The 20,078-nt window shown below is 42.3% G+C and carries 20 protein-coding genes; 1 reads left to right on the plus strand and 19 read right to left on the minus strand.

Features of this window, described 5'->3' with window-relative positions:
- Positions 1-70: 70 nt before the first annotated feature.
- From AC4J95_RS01315 to AC4J95_RS01380, 14 genes are all read right to left on the minus strand, one after another.
- Positions 71-1,288, minus strand: coding sequence for a dihydrolipoamide acetyltransferase family protein (locus tag AC4J95_RS01315; RefSeq protein WP_494548286.1), 1,218 nt, complete (start codon positions 1,286-1,288; stop codon positions 71-73).
- 13 nt (positions 1,289-1,301) lie between these two features.
- Entirely contained in the window at positions 1,302-2,279 is a 978-nt protein-coding gene (locus AC4J95_RS01320; RefSeq protein ID WP_494548287.1) for an alpha-ketoacid dehydrogenase subunit beta, read from the minus strand.
- A gap of 14 nt (positions 2,280-2,293) precedes the next feature.
- Positions 2,294-3,298 (minus strand): thiamine pyrophosphate-dependent dehydrogenase E1 component subunit alpha, encoded by a 1,005-nt coding sequence (locus tag AC4J95_RS01325; RefSeq protein ID WP_494548288.1) that lies wholly within the window; start codon positions 3,296-3,298, stop codon positions 2,294-2,296.
- Between the two features lie 20 nt (positions 3,299-3,318).
- On the minus strand, positions 3,319-4,272 hold the full coding sequence (locus tag AC4J95_RS01330; protein WP_316402298.1) for a sugar-binding transcriptional regulator: 954 nt from the start codon (positions 4,270-4,272) through the stop codon (positions 3,319-3,321).
- 407 nt (positions 4,273-4,679) lie between these two features.
- Positions 4,680-5,327, minus strand: coding sequence for a class II aldolase/adducin family protein (locus tag AC4J95_RS01335; RefSeq protein WP_494548289.1), 648 nt, complete (start codon positions 5,325-5,327; stop codon positions 4,680-4,682).
- Positions 5,327-5,833, minus strand: a complete 507-nt coding sequence (locus tag AC4J95_RS01340; protein ID WP_316402289.1) for a hypothetical protein — start codon at positions 5,831-5,833, stop codon at positions 5,327-5,329. Before AC4J95_RS01340 ends, AC4J95_RS01335 begins: the two co-directional genes overlap by 1 nt.
- Before the next feature lie 31 nt (positions 5,834-5,864).
- Positions 5,865-7,238 carry a PTS galactitol transporter subunit IIC gene (locus AC4J95_RS01345; RefSeq protein WP_494548290.1) on the minus strand — a complete coding sequence of 458 codons (1,374 nt, stop codon included), beginning with the start codon at positions 7,236-7,238 and terminating at the stop codon, positions 5,865-5,867.
- Positions 7,239-7,277: 39 nt separating this feature from the next.
- Complete coding sequence (locus AC4J95_RS01350) at positions 7,278-7,562, minus strand: PTS sugar transporter subunit IIB (protein ID WP_316402287.1); 285 nt, start codon at positions 7,560-7,562, stop codon at positions 7,278-7,280.
- Positions 7,563-7,575: 13 nt separating this feature from the next.
- On the minus strand, positions 7,576-8,049 hold the full coding sequence (locus AC4J95_RS01355) for a PTS sugar transporter subunit IIA (RefSeq protein ID WP_494548291.1): 474 nt from the start codon (positions 8,047-8,049) through the stop codon (positions 7,576-7,578).
- Complete coding sequence (locus AC4J95_RS01360) at positions 8,050-9,993, minus strand: BglG family transcription antiterminator (protein ID WP_494548292.1); 1,944 nt, start codon at positions 9,991-9,993, stop codon at positions 8,050-8,052.
- A gap of 582 nt (positions 9,994-10,575) precedes the next feature.
- The gene (locus AC4J95_RS01365; RefSeq protein ID WP_494548293.1) at positions 10,576-12,300 is read right to left on the minus strand and encodes an ABC transporter permease/substrate binding protein; all 1,725 of its coding nucleotides are present in this window, start codon (positions 12,298-12,300) and stop codon (positions 10,576-10,578) included.
- Positions 12,293-13,492, minus strand: coding sequence for a quaternary amine ABC transporter ATP-binding protein (locus AC4J95_RS01370; protein WP_316402283.1), 1,200 nt, complete (start codon positions 13,490-13,492; stop codon positions 12,293-12,295). Before AC4J95_RS01370 ends, AC4J95_RS01365 begins: the two co-directional genes overlap by 8 nt.
- A 158-nt stretch (positions 13,493-13,650) precedes the next feature.
- Positions 13,651-14,991: an FAD-binding oxidoreductase gene (locus AC4J95_RS01375; RefSeq protein WP_494548294.1), complete on the minus strand. Its 1,341-nt coding sequence runs from the start codon at positions 14,989-14,991 to the stop codon at positions 13,651-13,653.
- Between the two features lie 193 nt (positions 14,992-15,184).
- Positions 15,185-15,832 (minus strand): GntR family transcriptional regulator, encoded by a 648-nt coding sequence (locus AC4J95_RS01380; protein ID WP_494548295.1) that lies wholly within the window; start codon positions 15,830-15,832, stop codon positions 15,185-15,187.
- Between the two features lie 344 nt (positions 15,833-16,176).
- Between AC4J95_RS01380 and AC4J95_RS01385 the strand changes: the two genes are divergently transcribed.
- Positions 16,177-17,349, plus strand: a complete 1,173-nt coding sequence (locus AC4J95_RS01385) for a NupC/NupG family nucleoside CNT transporter (RefSeq protein ID WP_127978173.1) — start codon at positions 16,177-16,179, stop codon at positions 17,347-17,349.
- Between the two features lie 76 nt (positions 17,350-17,425).
- On the opposite strand, the gene AC4J95_RS01390 is transcribed toward AC4J95_RS01385, so the two are convergent.
- The 5 genes from AC4J95_RS01390 to rbsU form a co-directional block, all read right to left on the minus strand.
- Positions 17,426-17,740, minus strand: coding sequence for a hypothetical protein (locus AC4J95_RS01390; protein ID WP_494548296.1), 315 nt, complete (start codon positions 17,738-17,740; stop codon positions 17,426-17,428).
- A gap of 10 nt (positions 17,741-17,750) precedes the next feature.
- Positions 17,751-18,080: a hypothetical protein gene (locus tag AC4J95_RS01395; protein ID WP_494548297.1), complete on the minus strand. Its 330-nt coding sequence runs from the start codon at positions 18,078-18,080 to the stop codon at positions 17,751-17,753.
- Between the two features lie 192 nt (positions 18,081-18,272).
- On the minus strand, positions 18,273-18,575 hold the full coding sequence (locus AC4J95_RS01400) for a DUF5960 family protein (protein WP_016179338.1): 303 nt from the start codon (positions 18,573-18,575) through the stop codon (positions 18,273-18,275).
- Between the two features lie 59 nt (positions 18,576-18,634).
- A complete protein-coding gene (locus tag AC4J95_RS01405) occupies positions 18,635-19,036 on the minus strand; it encodes a hypothetical protein (RefSeq protein WP_494548298.1) in 402 nt (133 codons plus the stop codon).
- Positions 19,037-19,173: 137 nt separating this feature from the next.
- Complete coding sequence (rbsU, locus tag AC4J95_RS01410; protein ID WP_494548299.1) at positions 19,174-20,061, minus strand: ribose/proton symporter RbsU; 888 nt, start codon at positions 20,059-20,061, stop codon at positions 19,174-19,176.
- Positions 20,062-20,078 lie beyond the last annotated feature (17 nt).

The following is a 20,078-nucleotide window of genomic DNA, read 5'->3' on the forward strand; positions in this document are numbered from 1 at the left end:
CATAATTACTTCACATGATTTTTGCTTGTAGCTTCCTTTTTATTAAACTGCAAAAAGTTGAACTGACATCCTACAACAACAAGCTCATTGGATTTTCTAACAACTCAACGATCATACTTAAGAATGCTGCGGCTGGTGCGCCGTCTGCTACTCGATGGTCAAAGGACAGGCAAAGATTCAACGCTGTGATCGTTGCTACCTGTGGTCCTTCTGGTGTATTTTCCACCACTAGCTTATCGTAACTTCCACCAACGCCTAAGATTGCCACTTCTGGTAAATTGATGATTGGGTTAAACGTTTGAACCTTGCTGCGGCCTAATGAACTGATCGTAAAGGTGCCGCCGCTCATTTCCGCTGGCATCAATTGACCCTCACGAGCTTTCTTCGTCACGGCTTTCACCGCTGCCGTTAACTCACTTAACCCCTTTTGATCCGCTTTTTCTACAACCGGTACGACTAATCCAGCCTCCACAGCAACAGCTACGCCAAGATTGATATGATCAAATTGTTTGATTCCCTCAGCATAAGCATTCGCGTTGAATTCAGGATGCGCTTTCAATGCAACCATCGCCGCTTTTGCGATAATTTCTAAGAAAGATAACCGTTCATCGGTTCGTTCTTCTACCATCGGTAATAATTGTTTTCGTAATTCGATGACTTTTGTCAAATCGACTTCAGCATTCATTGTGACATGTGGGATCGTCTGTTTACTTTCCGACATCTTGTCAGCAATCGCTTTACGCATGCCGCTCCAAGGAATCAGTTCACCTTCAGCCGCTTTTGGTGTTGCTGCTGCGATTGTTGGTTCTTGATACTCTTTCACATCTAGCGCTTGGATTCGGCCTTTTGGTCCTGAGCCTTTCACTTTTTGCAGATCAATCCCTTTTTCGCGAGCGATCCGGCGCGCTGCTGGTGTTGCCCGGACTTTTGTTGTTGCAGCTGTAATTTCTTCAACGGATTCAACTGTTTCCGCTGCTTCCTCAGCTTTAATTTCTTCTGCTGTCTCTAATTCAGCTTCAGCGCCTGGCATCTCCGCGGGAACGTCTTCCCCGGCTTCACCGATGTAGGCAATCACGGAGTTCACTGGTGCGCTATCCCCGTCGCCGATATATTTTTTGAGTAAAATTCCTTCATCATAGGCTTCCACTTCGATCGCGATTTTATCGGTCATCACTTCAAAAATCGCTTCTCCGATTTCCACGGAATCGCCTTCATTTTTCAGCCAAGTCGTGATCGTTCCGACATCCATCGTGGAACTTAACTTCGGCATCAATACTTCATTCGCCATTTTTTCGCCCCCCCTATGCCATCAATCCGCGACAAGCCTCAACAATATCCTCTACTTGAGGCACTGCTTTTTTCTCAAGCTCTGGATGATAAGGCATCGGAATTTCTTTGCCGGCCAAGCGAATGATCGGTGCATCTAAGAAATCAAAACATTCTTCTTCGGCGATCACGCTAGCTAACTCGGCACTGAATCCGCTGCGCTTCACGGCTTCTGTCACAACCACTGCTTTTCCTGTCTTAACAACCGAATCAATGATTGTTTGCTTATCTAACGGTACTAAGGTCCGTGGATCAACCACTTCGATTTGAATGCCTTCTTCAGCCAAAATATCCGCTGCTTCCAATGCTTTATGCACCATGATCCCCGTTGCTACAACAGAAATATCCGTTCCTTCTCGCTTCACATCGGCTACACCAATTGGGATCGTATATTTTCCTTCCGGCACATCCGAACTTGTCCGATAGCACAACTTATGCTCATAAAACATCACCGGATTATTGTCTTCGATCGCTGCATGCAGCAGTCCTTTCGCATCATATGCCGTCGCTGGTTGAATGACTTTTAAACCAGGCACATGGGCTGTCCAGTTTTCCAAGCTTTGTGAATGCTGTGCTGCTGCACCGGTTCCCGAACCGCCAGGAGTCCGCATCACCAATGGAATCTTGGCTTTTCCGCCATACATGTAGCGAATCTTCGCTGCCTGATTGACGATCTGATCCAAGGCAATCGTAATGAAATCTGAAAACTGAATCTCAAAAATCGGACGCATACCAGTCATCGCCGAACCAACGGCTGCTCCTGCGATTACGGATTCAGAGATTGGTGTCGAACGAACCCGTTCCTCCCCAAATTCCTCCACCATACCGCGACTGACACCGAAAGCGCCACCATAAACTCCGATGTCTTCACCTAACATGAAAATATCTTCATCTTCTCGCATCGCTTCAGACATCGCTTCTCTGACTGCTTCCGCGTAAGTGATTTCTCTCATTTTCTGCTCCTCCTCTAATCCGAATAAACGTCTTCAAACATGCTTTCGATCGCCGGCATTGGGCTTTCTTCCGCAAAGGTCACGGCATCTTCAATCGCTTGCTTCGCTGCTAGACGAATGTCTTCAGCCTCTTCTTCAGTGAAAATCCCTGCCGCTACAAATTTCTCACGCGCCAACTTGATCGGATCGCGATTCTTGCGCCAATCTTCTTCCTCTTCCTTCGTGCGGTATTTCTTCGCATCTGATTTCGAATGACCTTTCCATCGATAGGTCATTGCTTCAATCAATGTCGGACCTTCGCCGCGGCGGGCTTTTTCTACCGCATCATAAGTTGTGTTGATGACTTCAATCACATCGTTTCCTTCTATTGTAATGCCTTCGATGCCATAAGCTTTTGCTCGTTCAGATAATCGATCAACATTCATCATGGTTTTGAACGGTCCGCTCATCCCGTATTGATTATTTTCAATAAAGAAGACTACTGGTAACGCCCAGATTGAGGCCAAGTTTAAGGATTCATGGAAGCTGCCTTCATTGGTCGAACCATCACCGGCATAAGCTAAAGCAACCGTGTCATTCTTTTTCAATTTCGAGGTCAACGCCGCTCCTGTGGCAATCGGGAAGCCGCCACCCACGATCCCATTTGCGCCAAGATTTCCCGTATCCAAATCAGCAATATGCATCGAACCGCCCTTACCATTATTGGTTCCAGTTGTCCGACCGAATAATTCCGCCATCATTTCATTGATGTTCGTTCCTTTGGCGATCGTTTGACCATGTCCGCGGTGCGTGGCTGTGATCCAGTCTGTTTTTCTTAAAACTGCTCCACTGCCTGCCGCTGTTGCTTCCTGACCCACCGCTAAGTGCGTCGTCCCGTGGATCAAACCTTTCGCAAATAACTGATCGACTTTTTCGTCAAAGAAACGAATTTCCCACATTCTGCGATAAAGCTCTACCAAGTTCTCGTCCGTCAAACCTGCTCGATTCGGAATCGAGATGTTTTTCGTTGCTGCCATCATTTATGCGCCTCCATTTTTATTTATCCTTCGTCTAATAACGTCTTCGCTGTTTCTTCATCAGTGATCAAAACATTGACCAATTTTCCCTTTAACGCTGCTCGGATACCGCTGACCTTTTCCTTACCGCCAGATACACCGATACGTTTTGGAATCTGCTTCAATTCCGCCAAACTGATCGCTAACACTCGATCATTCCAGGTACAATCTGTTAATTCGCCCTCCTCGTCAATAAAGTTGTAACAAATATCTCCCGACACATTGCCGGCAGATAATTCCTTTCTAAGAGGCACCTCTTCATTCGGCAAATATGCTTTCGTCATGGTGGAATAGGCTGGTAAACCGCCGATCCCCACTAACGCGATATCTGCTTTTTTCCCTTTATCAAACACATTCTTGATAAAGGACTGTGCCATAAAGACCTTTTTCGCTTCGGCTGAATCTACTGTAATCGGCGCATGCAGCTCCAGCACAGATCCGCCGCTCTTACGGGCGAAAATCTCACAGACCACATTAGCCTGTAACGCCGTATGCTCCTGCCCCAACCCGCCAACCAAGGGAATAAATCGAATATTCTCCATTTGATTTTTCGGCAGAAAGTTTTGTGCCGCTTCATGGACCACCATTCCAGCTGAAACACCAATTGTTTCATCGCCTTTCAATATTCGTGACAAGTATTTGCCAGCTGCGATGCCAATCCGTTTGTTCAACATTTCCGCTGCTGCAGGTGCAATACAGATCACTTCATCCAATTCAAATTTCTCAATTATTTTTTCCTCTAACAAACGATAAGGATGGACCAAATCATCATGAATAATAATTTCTACTAAACCTAAGGAACGAGCTTTTGCTAAATATTTAGAAACCAACGAACGACTAATATTGAATTTCTTGGCAACTTCCGATTGTTTGGCTCCTTCTTCGTAATACATCGAAGCGATCTCCGTCAGTAATCGTGCATCGTCGGAATAACTCATTTTTATTTCCTCCTATAACGAATCTTTCTTAATTACGTCCAGTCATTACCATATGTTCCTTTATTTAACATATGTCACACTGTCATCATAAGAGGGATTTCGTTGAGAGTCAACGCTTTCAATAAATGATTTTTTTCACAAGACCATCTTTATCCGATGTTCCAATGACGCACTTCTCGTAACAAATGTTACGTTGTTTCACAAACACCTTATTCTCACCCATCTGAGTGCAGATAAAAAAATTCATAGTGAAAACCATAAATTATTGGATAACGAAAGACCAATAAGGAGGATTTTCACTATGACTTTTCATGTTTCGATCATGCTATATATATAACCTTGTTGATACTCATTTGTGGTAAGACCCTTCTTATTACCCACAGCATCGTTCATAGTAAACCCCAAGCTCAGCTTTTGACCTGTCCATAATCCTTAAACACTTCCACTGCGGTTTGGATCTGTTCGTCATTTAGTTTAGCGATCTCGCCGCCATAGGAATGCGCCACATATAGTGTTTTCGCGGCTTCCTCTAAATAGACCGCCGCATACAAGGCCTCTTTTAAATTTTTGCCAACGGTTACGACACCATGATTTTTCAGTACGACAGCCAATTGATCACCAATATGATCCACCACCGCATAGCCCATATCGATACTAGCCGCAGAACTATAAGGAGCCACATTGACTGGGCCTTTTGCGGTGTTGGCTAGGGTTGTCACATCACAATCAATTCGATCCACCACGAGACCAATCCCGGTTGCGTATGGCTGATGTGTATGGATAACTGATTTGACTGCGGGCATTTTCTGGAAAATGTAGCAGATTGCGATCGTATCGACACTTGGACGACGTGTTCCTTCAATGATTTTACCGTCAAGGTTCATCACCAAAACATCCTCTGGAACCATCTCTTCATACATCATTCCACTAGGTGTCACCAAGAATGTGTCTTCATCGATTCGCAGACTCACGTTGCCTCCGGACAAAGAAATCAACCCATAACGATCCAATTTTATTCCCGCTGCGATAATTTCTGCTTTTTCTTTTTCTAACATCAGCTGGCCTCTTTTTTCTTTTTGGCTTGTGCATTATATTCAGTATTCACTCTTCTGGCACGTGCCTTCAACGATTCCGGATGCTTCTCATATTCCATATCCAGCAATAGTCGAAACAGCTCCTGACCGTCATTATAATTTTTCGTATTCAGCCAATAACGACCTTTCAACAAGCCGCCACCATCCACACGCAAAAACATTTTTCCGGCAGATGGAAATTCACGAATCTTAAAACTCTTCAACTGCGGTAAGCTATAGTCATCTGTTCGTTTAAATGAACGCAGCGTCAGCGTATCACCGGAGACATCCACTTCCTTCGGTGTCACTCTGGCAACCAGCGCATTCCAAAAACTATAAAAAGCCACGATTCCGACAAAAACCATCAGTGCAGGCATTCGATTCGCGATAACAGAGCTGACCGCGATGAGGAAAACGATCAAAGAGACTACTCCTGTAACAGGGACATCTATAAAATACAATGTTTTATCGTATTCAAACCGTTTCATTCGTTCTTCCCCCTTTTTTCATACGAAAGAATTAAGCAGCTTCTCCTCCATCGTGTATTTGAGCCGCTTCTTTTTTAATCCGATTTCGGTTCCAAATAGCCATAACTAATGCAACGGCTGCCCCAATACCGGTACCAATATAACCAAGTCCGTTCAATCGAACCAGTACCCATGTTAACGGGTTTGCCCCATCACAGATAGAGGAGATTTGAGAGGCTCCTTCCGGCATTTCGAAATTCACATTTTTAGCAGCTGTCGTAATCATCGGAGCTAAATCAGTGGCGATCCATAGTCCGAATACTAATACGACTAATCCGACAATCAAACCTCTAAACCCATTTTCTTTTACGATTGGTGTTATTAGAACAAACATCCACGGAATAACAGCCAAGTCAGCAAATGGCAAGACCGTATTTCCTGGTAGAACAACTGCCAAGAAAATCAACAACGGTACCAAGATAAATGAAATCGCCAATGTTACTGGGTGACCTACCCCGATAGCTGAATCCAATCCGATATAGATTTTTCCACGATTTTGGAATCTTTCTTGAATGAAGTCACTGGCTGCGTCACTGATCGGGATCAAACCTTCCATCAATAAAGCGGCCATTTTCGGAATCAAGACTAGAACCGCACCTAGCGAAACACCTAGTGTTAAAACATTCGTTACATCATACCCGGCGATCACTCCAATTACGATCCCCATGACCGTTCCAACTAAGATCGGTTCACCAAAAACACCGAAGCGACGTTGAACCGTATCCATATTAATATTGATATCGCGTACACCAGGAATCATATCAATGATTTTGTTAATGACCATCGCGATTGGCGCATAGGCTGTCGTAAAGCCATGGGGCAGTGAGACCCCCGGCAGATCCAGCGATTTTTCCACCTCTGGAGCGGTAACATCTCCCAGAACCATGATGATGACCATGTTGACAACCGCTGCCACAATCCCTAACCACAACGTATCTGTAATAATTGCAACCAAAGCGCCGGTAAAGGCAAAATGCCAGTAATCCCAAATGTCTACATCGACCGTTTGTGTCGTATTCGTAAATAGCATCACGATATTGACGACTAGACCCAGCGGGATAATGATCAAACCAACTGTCGAACCCATAGCGATTGCCGCCGCGGCTGGCCACCCTACATCAATGGTTGAAAGACTAAGCCCAAAACGATCGACCATCGCCTGTACAGCTGGCGAAAGGCTTGTCCCTAACAACGAGTTAATAACCAAGTTCAACCCAATAAACCCAACCCCTACAGTCAACCCAGCCCGAAGACTCTTCCCGACACCGGTTCTGAAGGCACAACCAATGATAAAGATTACAATTGGCATTACAACGGATACACCCAAGCCTTGGATAAATTGAAACACTTTAATAATAGCATCCATGATTATTCCCTCTCTTTACTCGTATTATTTAAATGCAGGTTACTTTTCCATCAAGCCTAAAATTCGATCAATCGTCGGTTTCGTATTAACACCCGTCAAGAAGCAGACACCCGAAACAGATTCACAAGCTAAATCCTTGGGTATTACTGTTGTGGAGATTAAAAAATCATAGTTGGAAGCTTTGCTAGGTGCTTCCGAAATCTTACATTGGGTAATTTTGTATTGTCCTTTGTAGCCATTTTCATCCAAAATTTTTGAGATCTTTCCGTTCACCGCTGTTGATGTCGCAATCCCTGAGCCGCATGCCAATAAGATATTTTTCATTTTTCCCACGTCCTTAATTTAAATTCTGTTTTATTTTTTTCACGGCTTCCGTTGCCGTTTTCGCTTGAATAATCGCTAAGACCTTTTCGTCTGTTTGGAACATGTCGATCAATGCTTGGAGAAATTCCAATTGTTTCTTGGGTTCCTTGATCGCTAGCATGAACATGATCTTGACCGGTACCAAGACTTCCGGCGACCCCATCATTTCAAACATCACGGGGTTCTTTAAAATACCGATCGCCATCGATTGCTTGAACACATACTCGGAATCCGTATGAGGAATCGCAACCCCAACATGTTCTAACGGCAGTCCTGTTGAAAATTCTTTTTCCCGTTCTTGGATTGCTTGGCTGAATTCGCCATTCACACATTGATTTTTCTCAAGACAGCCTGCTAATGCCGCCAATGCTGAAAAGTTATCTGACGCATCGATTTCCAAATCTACCAAATGTTCATCTAAGTACATTTCATCCCAAAAGTCAGCCACTTAGATTGCACTCCCTTCACCCATCACTAATTCCAATAGTGTCTGTTTATCTGTTGCTTGAATCAACTGCTCCACGTTCTCCTCCTTCTCGATAAATTCAAGCAATCCTGTAATCTTGCTCTTCGCCGCATCGATATCCGTATCTGAAATAGCAAAAAATAGAATAACATTGACGTTGTTGATCCCCCAATTGATCTTTTTATCCAAGGTCATGATCCCGATCGAGGTTTGATTCACTTCACTGGGATCTGCATGGGGAATCGCCACACTAACGGAAAAACTGGTATCGCCTAATTTTTCTCTGACCCAAACTGATTCACCAAAATTTTTCTTCGCGATTCCCAGCTCCTGATATTTTTCAATCATGAAATTCAAGCATTCTTCTTTGTTCTCCACGTGCTGTCGAAGAAAAACAAGCTCTGGGTTAATCCATTGCTGCCGTGCCTGTGTTTTTTCTTTTCCTGTCGCGTGGTATCGTTTGTAATAGGTATGGACAATCCGGCTAATTTCCTCATCTTTGATCATGGGAGAAATATAGACGACATTTCTGGCCTTGACACTCGGGTCGGTGGTGACGACAACATCACGAGAATTCAAGGTTACCTGTTCGAACTCCTTGGTGGTCAATTGAATCACCTTATCGGTATGGGGAATGATTCGGCGAATTTTTGTATAAATCAAATCACTTGTGATCAACCCCCGTGATAAAACAACATAAATATTGCGGAAACTTACACCATACTTTCTTTCCAAGGACACTTGAAAATAAATCACTAAAAAGGAAATCTCATCACCAGTAATCTCGATCGAAAAACGCTGAGCCAAACTACTAGTGGCATAACACATCATGGAATAAAGTAATAAATAGCGGTTTTTGATTTCCTCCATAAAAGGATTTTTGATCAAAATATTGCGACGCAGACGGTAAATCATCGGTACAATATGACTCATTAGTGATTCATGCAGTTCCTGATCACCAGAAAAATCAATGTTCAATAAATTTCCCAGGTCAGCCATCAGTTCCTCCACCGCTTCTTGATAACAATCACTGTAGCGCTTGCTTGATTTATAAAAAGGCTTGATATTCATGGCATACAACGTTTCAGACAGGTGATAAATGTCGGGGTACCAAAGTTCGATCGCACTGTTGGCAGAAATAAAGGCGCAGATTTCATAAGTTTGGGTATAAAGAGCCAAGTCTTCCAACTCGCTTTTCTTCTTCTCCTCGATCGTCATATGACAGCCCTGTTCTGCTCGCGTAAGTAAACATAAAAATGTAAGAAAAATTGCTGAAAAATACTTATTCGAAATATCGCTGTAGAACATGTCCGAAAACTTTTCTAAGGTATCTTTGACCAACTGAATCAGTTGCTTCGGAAAATAATTTTCTAGTTGGAGCAACAGTTCGTCATTATTTACTAGTAACGTATCAGGAAACTTCGTCATCAAAAAATTCTGGTAAGACTGCTGAACATCGACCTCTGATCCTTTAAGGATGACTTTTCGTCTGCTTTGACAAATCTTGACCCCAAAGTGGCGAAGATAACGCTGAAGATAATCCAAGTCTTTCTTTAACGTCGAATCTGAGATAAAAAATTCTTTTTCCAAGGTTTCTAGTAATTGCCCTTCTGGCTTCATAAATAATCGGCGAAAGATCGCTTCTCTTCTCCCCAGCACATCATAGGCATCCCCGTCGTTCTCCAAGGTCAACGCACCAATACGATTGACATTCCCTTCTGTCCCAACCAGCTTGATCCCATGCCGCGGTACCTTGACAATTTCGATCTCCTTCTTGACTAGCTCCTCATTCAAAAAATTAACATCATTCAAAATTGTTCTTGTAGAGACTTCTAACTTCTCACTAAAATAATCCGTCGCTTTGTAATCGCTTTCAGAAAGAAGTAAAGACAACAATTGATTTCGCCGCCGCATACTCTTATCCATTTTCCCACCTCCTTATTCGTTTTAAAGTATTAATTTTTCACAAGTGAAAAATTAGTTCTATTCGAATGCCGTATATCATTCAACTAAAGTGCTTGAACGTTGATGCGCTAAGCTGGTTACATACTTCTCTGATTAAGTAGTTTGCGAAAAGTTGAACTGACATCCTTATTCGTTTTAAAGTATTAATTTTTCACAAGTGAAAAATTAGTTCTATTCGAATACCGTATATCATTCAACTAAAGTGTTTGAGCGTTGATGCGCTAAGCCGGTTACATACTTCTCTGATTAAGTAGTTTGCGAAAAGTTGAACTGACATCCTTACTCGTTTTAATGGTAGACTTTTTTTAATTAGGCAACAGTGTAAAGGAAAGACTTACAACGTTGCGCTGACCTCCTCACTATCTCTTATATTCATAATAGTAAATTTTCCGCATTGTTTAAAGACATCCTTTTTTCATCATTAATCATGAAAACACTAATTAATAGAAATCATTCTTTTTTGAAAATATTTATGAAATTATTTCTATTTATTAATCAGACGAAAAAACTGCTGATCGACTTGATCAGCAGTTTCTATCTATGCTATTTCTTCCATTCATCGACTACTTTTTGATGATCTTGGATCCAATCCTTAGCTGCTTGCGAAGGATCTTTTCCTTCATTAATTGCCAGCATAACACTTTCCATGTCTTTTTGGTTCCAATTAAAGTTGTCCAATACCTTGTATGCCTCAGGCTGGTCATCCTTCAGACCTTTACGAGCCATCGTATGAATCGCTTCTTCCGTACCCATGGCACCCTTCGGATCCTCCAAATACTTCAAACCGTACTTCGCGAACATCCAGTGAGGCGACCAACCAGTAATTAAGATTGGTTGTTTCTTCTTGATGGCTTGACCAAGTGCGACTGTCATGGCACCTGAAGAGGAAGTGGAAACTTTCCAATCCGCTAAATTGGGATAAGCCTTCAATGTATTTTCCGCTGCATTTACGACACCGGCACCAGGTTCGATTCCTGTGATTGTTTTATTGGCTTGATCGGTCAACTCTTCAATAGAATTGACATCCATGTAATCTGGAACAACGATTCCCACCTTGGCTCCCTTTAAGTTGACTCCTAAGTCATCCACTTGATCCTTATACTGGGCATATTGTGATTTATGCGTATTCGGTAGCCAAGCAGCGACCATCGCATCTGATTCGCCTTTTGCGACAGATTCCCACATGATCGCATTATCCAGCGGCGTCATGTTGACGTTGTAGCCCATTTCTTTTAGGACTTCACCGACTACATGAGTGGAAGCCACTTCGGTATCCCATTCAACATACGTCAGATTGATTGTGCCTTTGTTCTCAGTAGAAGATCCACCAAAACCAAAAGAAGCAAGCAATACAATTGCTGCAACTACGCCAGCGGCAATCCCGATCTTACGTTTTTTCGTTTTCGGCATTTTTTCAGCCGCCTGTTGTTTCGGCTTATTGATATTCTGGGTAAAACGGTCAATGATGATCGCTAAAATAACTAGCGCCAGACCGTTCACAAAACCATTACCGACTTGTGCTCGCTGCAAAGCAGACAAGACACCGCGACCGAGACCAGGCGCACCAATCATTGATGCGATTACGACCATCGATAAGGCCAGCATCGTTGTTTGGTTAATCCCTGCTAAAATCGTGCTTTTGGCTAATGGCAATTCTAATTTAAATAATTTTTGTTTGCTGGTGCCACCGAATGAATCAGAAGCTTCCACCAATTCTTTCGGAATTTGACGAATCCCTAAATTGGTAAAACGCACGGTTGGCGGTAATGCAAAAATGACTGATGCGAACACGCCGGGTACCATTCCGATCCCAAAGAAAGCCACAGCCGGAATCAAATACACGAATCCAGGCATCGTCTGCATAAAGTCTAAGATCGGTGTAATGATCTTTTTGGCTGTCTCATTTTTCGCCATCAAGATCCCTAGCGGTACTCCAATGATGATCGACAGTACACTAGATAAAAGAACCAATGTGACGGTACTCATTAAATCAATCCATAATCCTTGATTGTAGATAAAGAGTAAGCCAATCAACGTAAAGCTCGTCAACCCCCATTTTTTATTGGAAATGAAAAAGGCGGCAACTGTTAAAACGAGAATCAATAGTAATGGCGGAATCATCGTTAATAGATTGGTCATCCCATCCATTAAAAACTGTCCGGCATGCTGTAGGGCTGAGAACAGCCCCGCAAAGGTTCCGGTCAGCCAATCGGTAAAGCCCTCGACCCAATCTGCGACAGGTAAAGCTTGTTGTAAAATACTAAACATTTGCGATCACCTCTTCTGTTTCTGTATCTGCTAACGCCTCTAACACACTGCCGCGAATGACAACACCGACTAAACGGTCGCCTTCAACTACGGCTAGCGGTGCCGGAGAATCAAAAATCAGATTGAAAATATCAGTGACCAGCATGTCTTTCGGAATACGGCGGACATTTTTATCAATAACGTCTTTCAGCTCTAAATTATTCTTACGCGCTTCCCGCGCTTTATCCGCTGTCAGGCTGCCCTTCAGCTTACGCTTACGGTCAACTGCTAAAAGCATGCTGACTTCTTCTTTACGCATTCGATTCAACGCAACATTTGGTCCATCAACTTCGATATTGGTCGTCAAAGCTGGAACCATGATGTTTTGTGCCGTAAGTACTTTCGAACGATCGACATCCTCCACGAAATCACGAACGTATTGGTTCGCTGGGTGGGTCAAGATTTCTTCCCCCGTACCGATCTGCATGATTTGACCATCCTTCATCAAGGCGATCCGATCACCGATCCGTAGCGCTTCATTTAAATCGTGGGTGATAAAAATAATTGTTTTTTGTACGTTTGCTTGTAAGTCCAACAACTCATCTTGCATTTCCCGGCGAATCAATGGATCTAACGCTGAGAAAGCTTCATCCATCAATAAAATCTCGGGATCGTTTGCTAAAGCCCGCGCTAAGCCGACTCGCTGTTGCATCCCACCGGAAAGTTGATTTGGGTATTGATCCTTAAAGGTCAACAAGCCTGAATTATCCAGTGCTTGTTCAGCCAATGCTTGACGTTCTACCTTGGGAACGCCCCGCACTTCGAGACCGTATTCTGTATTTTCTAAAATCGTTCGATGGGGAAATAGTCCAAAATTTTGAAAAACCATATTGATTTTATGGCGACGCACTTCCCGCAGTGCTTCTTTATCCATTTGGGCAATATTTTCGCCATCGATGTAGATCTCCCCAGAGGTTGGGTCAATCAACCGATTTAATAAACGAATCATCGTGGATTTTCCGCTGCCGGAAAGTCCCATGATAACGAAAATTTCTCCTTCTTCGACTTCAAAACTTGCGTCATATACACCAACGGTCGCACCAGTTTGCTCCACAATCTCATTCTTATCGCGATTTTCTTTGATCATCGCGAGAGCTTGCTGCTGCTTCTTACCGAAAATTTTGGTTAAATGTTCTACCTTAACTTTACTCAAAAAATATCCTCCTCTTAAAAAGTGACCATACAACACTAACATCATGTGGTCACTTTTGTCAAAGAAGATGCAGAAAATTTTCTGTAAACCGAAAATGAGCACTAAAAAAGGAATCCTAGATTTTACTCTTGGATTCCCATCAACTGAAGAAAAAGATCCTATAACTCACGATTTTGATCAAACAGATTCGTCGGATCATATTTTTCCTTTACTTCTTTTATTTTCTTTCCTGTTGCACCTGGCCAAACCCGCGCATTCTCTTCCTGACTCGTGTCACTTGAATAAGCGCCGTACACACCTTGCCCAAATTCTTGGATTGGTTGAAATAATTGAATTGCTTGATCGGTGTATTCCTTATTAAAAAAATAAGCAATCATTATTTCAGCCTCTCTAAAAGGCCACGCGTTAAAATCAGCAGTTTTTTCATTGACGGCGCCACCAAGTGCTCGTAATTCTATACCATAAACAAATGACAGCTCCAACAGTTTTTCTATTTCTACCGCGATTTCTTGCGGGATATGTGTCACTAATGTATTTTTTGCGAATACCGGATTTTTTCCTTCAATACGAGCATGCTCATCCGGAAAGAAATCAGAGTAGTTCATCAAAATTTCAGTAGTTGTTGAAACAGTGCCTAGTTGAAGCGCTTGTTCCAATACATTCTTCGATTCACTTGTTTCTTCTCCATACCAAAAATTTCGTGTTTGTACAGTAATCGTCTGATCGGGGCCCTTATTTAAAAATAACGTGCTTGTTAATTTATTTGAAGCAGTTTTAAACCAATTGTGCCATCCTTGAATAAATTCAAAAAGATCCGTTATCGAGTAGTTAATCGTTTGTACAATCATTGGATTGGCAATTTTCGAATTCACTGCAGTCGCCTTGTCTGCTTGGAAAAGAAATTCGGTCACGACGCCAAACTGCCCGCCGCCCCCACGAATCCCCCAAAAAAGGTCAGGTTCGTTCTCTTTATTCACAATGTGTTTTTTACCATCTGCCGTTATAATCGTTGCTTCGATAACTTTATCAATGGTTAGTCCAAAGGAGCGTAAAATGGTTCCCATACCGCCAGATACTGCTAATCCACCCACACCTGTATCTCCGTGGTCACCACTGGAAATAACTAATTGATCAGAATGCAGCTTTACTGCGACATCTCCCCAGAGGGCACCCGCTTGAACGTTGACAAGCCCTTTCTCTTTATCAACGACACTTATCTGATTCATTTGCGAAAGATCCAGAATCACTCCTTGATCATTTACTGAGGTAGCAGCCAAGCCATGACCACCACATCTGACTGATAATGGAAATTTCTCGTTCTGATCCTGCCTGATTCTAGCTGTATAGTTAATCGTTTCTATGACTTGTTCTTCTGTCTCGGCTAAAATAACAATTTCGGGCTGACCTACTTTAAAATCATTTGAGCGAACTTTGTCATAACGTGGGTCTTCTGGGAACACTGCAACGTCCTTCAGAGACTGCGGTAATTCTTTCTGCATAGTAAATCCTCCATTTCGCTAAAATTATTAGTAGACTTAGTCAAGTCTCTCATGTCACGAATAAATAGTAAAAAAATAGCTTCTATAAGATAGCAAGCGTTATCATTTCTTAATATTTTGTCGCTATAAAGCTACTAACATAGTAAAAAATCGCACGTAAAAGAACCAACGTATTGGCTCTTTTACGTGCGATTTATTTAGACCCATTTTCTGGGTAAAACAAGTGCTGCATTCGTTGCAATACCAGTTCATCTCCAACGAAAAACAAAGTATCGCCAGCACAAATTTTAGCATATGGACCAGGAGACAATAGCAGCTCCTCCTTTTGCTGAATAGCAATGATCGTAGCTCCCGTCTCATGCCAAATATTTAGCTCGTTAACTGTACTATTCAAATGAACCGCCTCATTGGTCAAGGTCAGCTCATAAGGAACGAAAGGGGCAACGTTATGAACACGTTTAGTTTGAGCTAATAATTGATTCAATAACTGACTCACATGCTCCAATTCTCTTTTCTGTTTTTCAACACTTTCTTGAAGCTCATTTTTGATTTCTTGGACTGATTGTACATCCTGATATTTCTCAAAATAGACTTTAGCTTTTTCCCGTGACAACACATATGCGCCGCTGCCGTGACGTACTTCCATAATCCCGAGATCAACCAGCACATTGATCGCCTTGCGAGCTGTCTCAGGAGAAACATTAAAATTACTGGCTAACGTTGAACGTGCGTGAATCTTTTCTCCTACCTGATACCGCTGGTCTGCAATCCGTTCAGCAATCTCTACTGCTACTTGCTGATAGCGTGGCAGCAAGATTCGCTTCTTGTTTTCCCCGTCCATCTACATCCCTCTTTTTCTGCAGAATTCTGTTCAAGCATAGCATATTTTTTTAGGAAAAGCTGTAATCATCAAAAATCCCTAAAATGAAGTTGTTAGTGTTTTCGTTTTTAGAATTTGTTCATAGAAACGCTTTTTTCATAGTTAATCTTCGCAAAATTTTGAAAAACAAGCTAAGCTGATTCAGATTATTTTTAAACTATGAAGCCGGTTCTGCAGTAATGAACCAGCTTCGAAATCAGCTTTCTAATTTCGGCAAGCAGCAAAATGAAATATGGGTAAACATCGAATTCATTTTGCTGGTTTGCAGATGAATGAGGATATTATTATGAACTAGGAGTGATTTTTTGCGTTTTATTGGCATTATTGGTTTGATTCTTATCTTGGCATTGAGCTTTGTCATTAGCAGTGACCGAAAAAAAATTCGGTATTCACCGATTTTGATTATGCTGGTTTTACAATTTTTATTAGGATTTATTTTGTTGCGAACGACTGCGGGAACAACGATTGTTAGTGGTTTAGCCGGTGTGTTTGATGCACTGCTGCGGTTTGCTGGCTCTGGAGTTGATTTTGTTTTTGGCGGAATCGCCAACAAAGGCAGCTTTCCTTTCTTCTTAAATGTCTTAATGCCGATCGTCTTCATTTCTGCAATCATCGGAATTTTGCGTTACGTGAAGATTTTGCCCCTCTTCATGAGAGGTGTAGGATTAGCCCTTAGCAAAATCAATGGCATGGGCAAATTGGAATCCTACAACGGAATTGCTTCAGCGATTTTAGGTCAGTCGGAAGTCTTTATTTCTATTAAAAAGGAGCTGCCTTCTTTGTCTGAACAACGTTTGACGTCCATGAGTATCTCGGCGATGTCTACGGTTTCGATGTCGATTGTCGGGTCCTACATGGCGTTGATTCAGCCACGTTATGTAATTACTGCGCTTGTCTTGAACTTATTCGGCGGCTTCATCATCGCATCAATCATTAACCCCTATCAATTGGCAGATGACGAATTGGTGATTGAAGAGGATAAGGAGCAAACCTTCTTCCAAATGTTGGGGGAATATATCTTGGACGGCTTCCATGTAGCGATCACTGTGGCAGCGATGTTGATCGGTTTTGTGGCTTTGATCGCAATGATCAATTTCATTTTCGCTAAGATCACCGGCTTGACCTTCCAAGAAATTTTAGGTTACATTTTCGCTCCATTAGCGTTCATTACTGGGATTCCTTGGAATGAAGCAGTCGATGCAGGGAGTTTAATGGCTACGAAATTGGTAACGAATGAGTTTGTTGCCATGACAGAATTAGCCAAAGGCAACTGGGACTTCTCCCCTCGCACGACAGCGATCATCTCTGTTTTCTTAGTTTCCTTCGCCAACTTCTCCTCCATCGGGATCATTTCCGGTGCCATGAAGGGCTTGAATGAAGAAAAAGGCAATTTAGTTGCTAAACATGGGTTGAAAATCTTGCTAAGCGCCAGTCTGGTCAGCTTCTTGAGCGCCATTATTACAGGTTTGATCTTCTAGAATATCGTCCCCATTGAAATGGACCCAGTAAAACCACTCTTATCACGTAGGTTTTACTGGGTCCATTTTGTATTAATTATATAGTTATTATTCGTTTTAGCTTGATAAAATGCCCTTCGGCAGATTCAACTACTTGATCAATCCTATAGTGAGGAACAAACCTTGTCTCATTTATCTCCAACAGTGTTACTTCTTTCCCAAAACCAGGAACGCCGACAATTAGGTTTGTGGTGTCTAAGTGTAACTGCATCACATTTTGCAAATGAGCGGCAATTTCTAATAATGCTTTTTTGTCCTTGTTTTTTCGCCACGTACTTTGATGTAACAGACGTAATCCACTTCGTAAAACCGTATTTTGGACCGTCTTTTGGTGAATCACTTCTTTCCACATAGCTAATTCCTTAGGCAGCCTTCGCTTCCACCGTAACCGTTACTCTAACGCCTAAAGCACGCCCGGCTTCGATGAGCTGTTCTGCGACTTCATTTGGACAGTCTACGTAAAAGACAAAAGCAGAATAATCCTTTGAGAATTTGTCTAAAAATCGTTTTCCTTCTTCTATCAACGATCGTCCAGTCAGGATTTCATAAAAAATAACTTGCTTATTTCGTAAGAAGGTTTGTGGCAATTGCTTCTCGACTCCAACAACTGCTACTTTCTCCCCCTGATAGTGACGTTTGATGTGTGTCCATATTTGTTGTGCTGGTTCCGCTTTCTTTTCAAGAATAAACAATTCATTAACTTCCTTTCAGTTTTAATTCATTGCTTGCAGGAAATAGCCCTGCTGCTAGTCGATCATGCAAGACCATCACCTCCCATTCTTGCTAAAAAATAACAAACCATATTATATCTATCATACCAGCTTCTACTTTTAAAGCAAGTCAAAAAAAGACCTTCAAGCGTTTAAACTTGAAAGCCTTGCGTATTAGCGTTGTTCTTCTTCTAAAACTTCGTATTCGTACGGTGATCCTTCATAAAAAAATTGCGTTGAAACTGTTGCATCTTCATCCATTGCGATCAATTCTTTCCGGAAGGGAAATCGGACTGCTTGCCCGTTAGCCGTTTTATCACCAGGTAAAATGTAATAAAGCTGATCGTCTGGTGTCGGTTTGTTCAATTCTTCCATTACATCATCGACTACTTGCTGCTGATCAATCGTTGCTGCCTTAGCAACTTTTTGATAATCCTCTAAGAATGCTGCTTGTCCTTCAAAATATGTAAGTTCCATTTTCTTCACCCTTTCAATTTAACTGTAACATCTCTTGCTGCTATGCCAAAGATACGTGCTTACTCTGCGAGATCTAAATGACCCGCTTCTGTCTGAAACACTGGCCAACTGCCTGCCAATTCTAGACGGATCAAATCCAATTCAGGATATTTTTGGATCGCTGCTATCACGGAATCGACCAATTCGGCTTGTTTGGTTAACTGTTCTTGCGGTGATAATAGTTTGTCTTGATCAAGAATTTTCCGATACTCCTGATTTGCCTCCACGATTTCGTGAAATGCGGCCTTGAATGAACGCTCGACTTTGCGCGCAAATTTCGGTTCATTTTCAATTGTATAAGCCACTTGTGTCTTTTCCGCCAAAAAAGTCGCATAAATTAATGGCACTGTGGAAACAGGCTTGATTGGCGACACATAATAAAACGCTTCTTCCAAAATATCTAATGAAACGGTCAGCTTCATAGCTTGTCCTTCTTTCTAACGCTGAAGAAATTCCTCAAATAATCTCTAATTTTCAAATCACTATCTCTTTGATTATAGCATTTAAGGGAGAAAATCTTATTTGATTTAACTCAAAAAGCTGCCAATGATAGGCAGCTTTAGATCATCACCGTCATCGCAGCGGCAGCTAGAATCAGTACCAGTCCGATGATCGTAATCGTCATTTCTTTTTTCGTTTTCTTTTGACCTAAGAACCAGATACCGGTCAAGGTCGCTAAAACAACCGAGGTTTGTGATAAGATAAAGCCAGTTGCCAAACCATTCATGTCCGGTTGTGCAGAGATCAAATAGGTCAATGCTGCAAAAGCAAAGAAGAACCCTGAAAAAATGTGTTTATAAGAAACTGTTTCTGCCAGCGCCGATTTGTCTTTGTCCTTTACGCCTAAAATTACTGAGTAGACAAGAGCGACTAAGAGCATCCCGATGGCTTGTGGTAAGAACGCATGCATCCCATCAATATTGGTTGCTTGTGGTGCGGCCGAATAAGCCCAATAACCGATCTCACCAACAGCTAACAAGAGTACGGCTTTTTTCAAGCTGCTGGCTTTTTCCTGTGTTTTTTCTTCCGTCCAAACCGTCATCCATGCACCTAAAATGATTAGGACTAGAGCGAAGCCGCCTAATAATTTGGCGTTCAGACCAGGCCAATCACCTAATGCAAAAACACCCCACAATGAAGCGCCCAATAATTGAAAGGCTGTCGTGATCGGCATCGCTCGTGATGAGCCGATTAACGTGAAGGATTGAAAGGTAATGATCTGAGCAATCGCCCAGCCAACACCTGAGAGGATCGAAAAGAACAGATCCATCCCCGTTGGAAAACTCATGCCATTCATTACGAAAAAGACGAGTGCAAAGATCAACGTGCCTAAGGTCGTACCTAAAATTTGATTGACTGGCCGGCCACCTATTTTTGATGCAATGGTAGGGAAAAGTCCCCAACCGAGTAATGGACCTAAACCAATCAAGATCGCTGTTGTATTCATACTAATTCCCCCTTGTG

The organism is Enterococcus sp. GPZ-007, assembly GCF_059374735.1.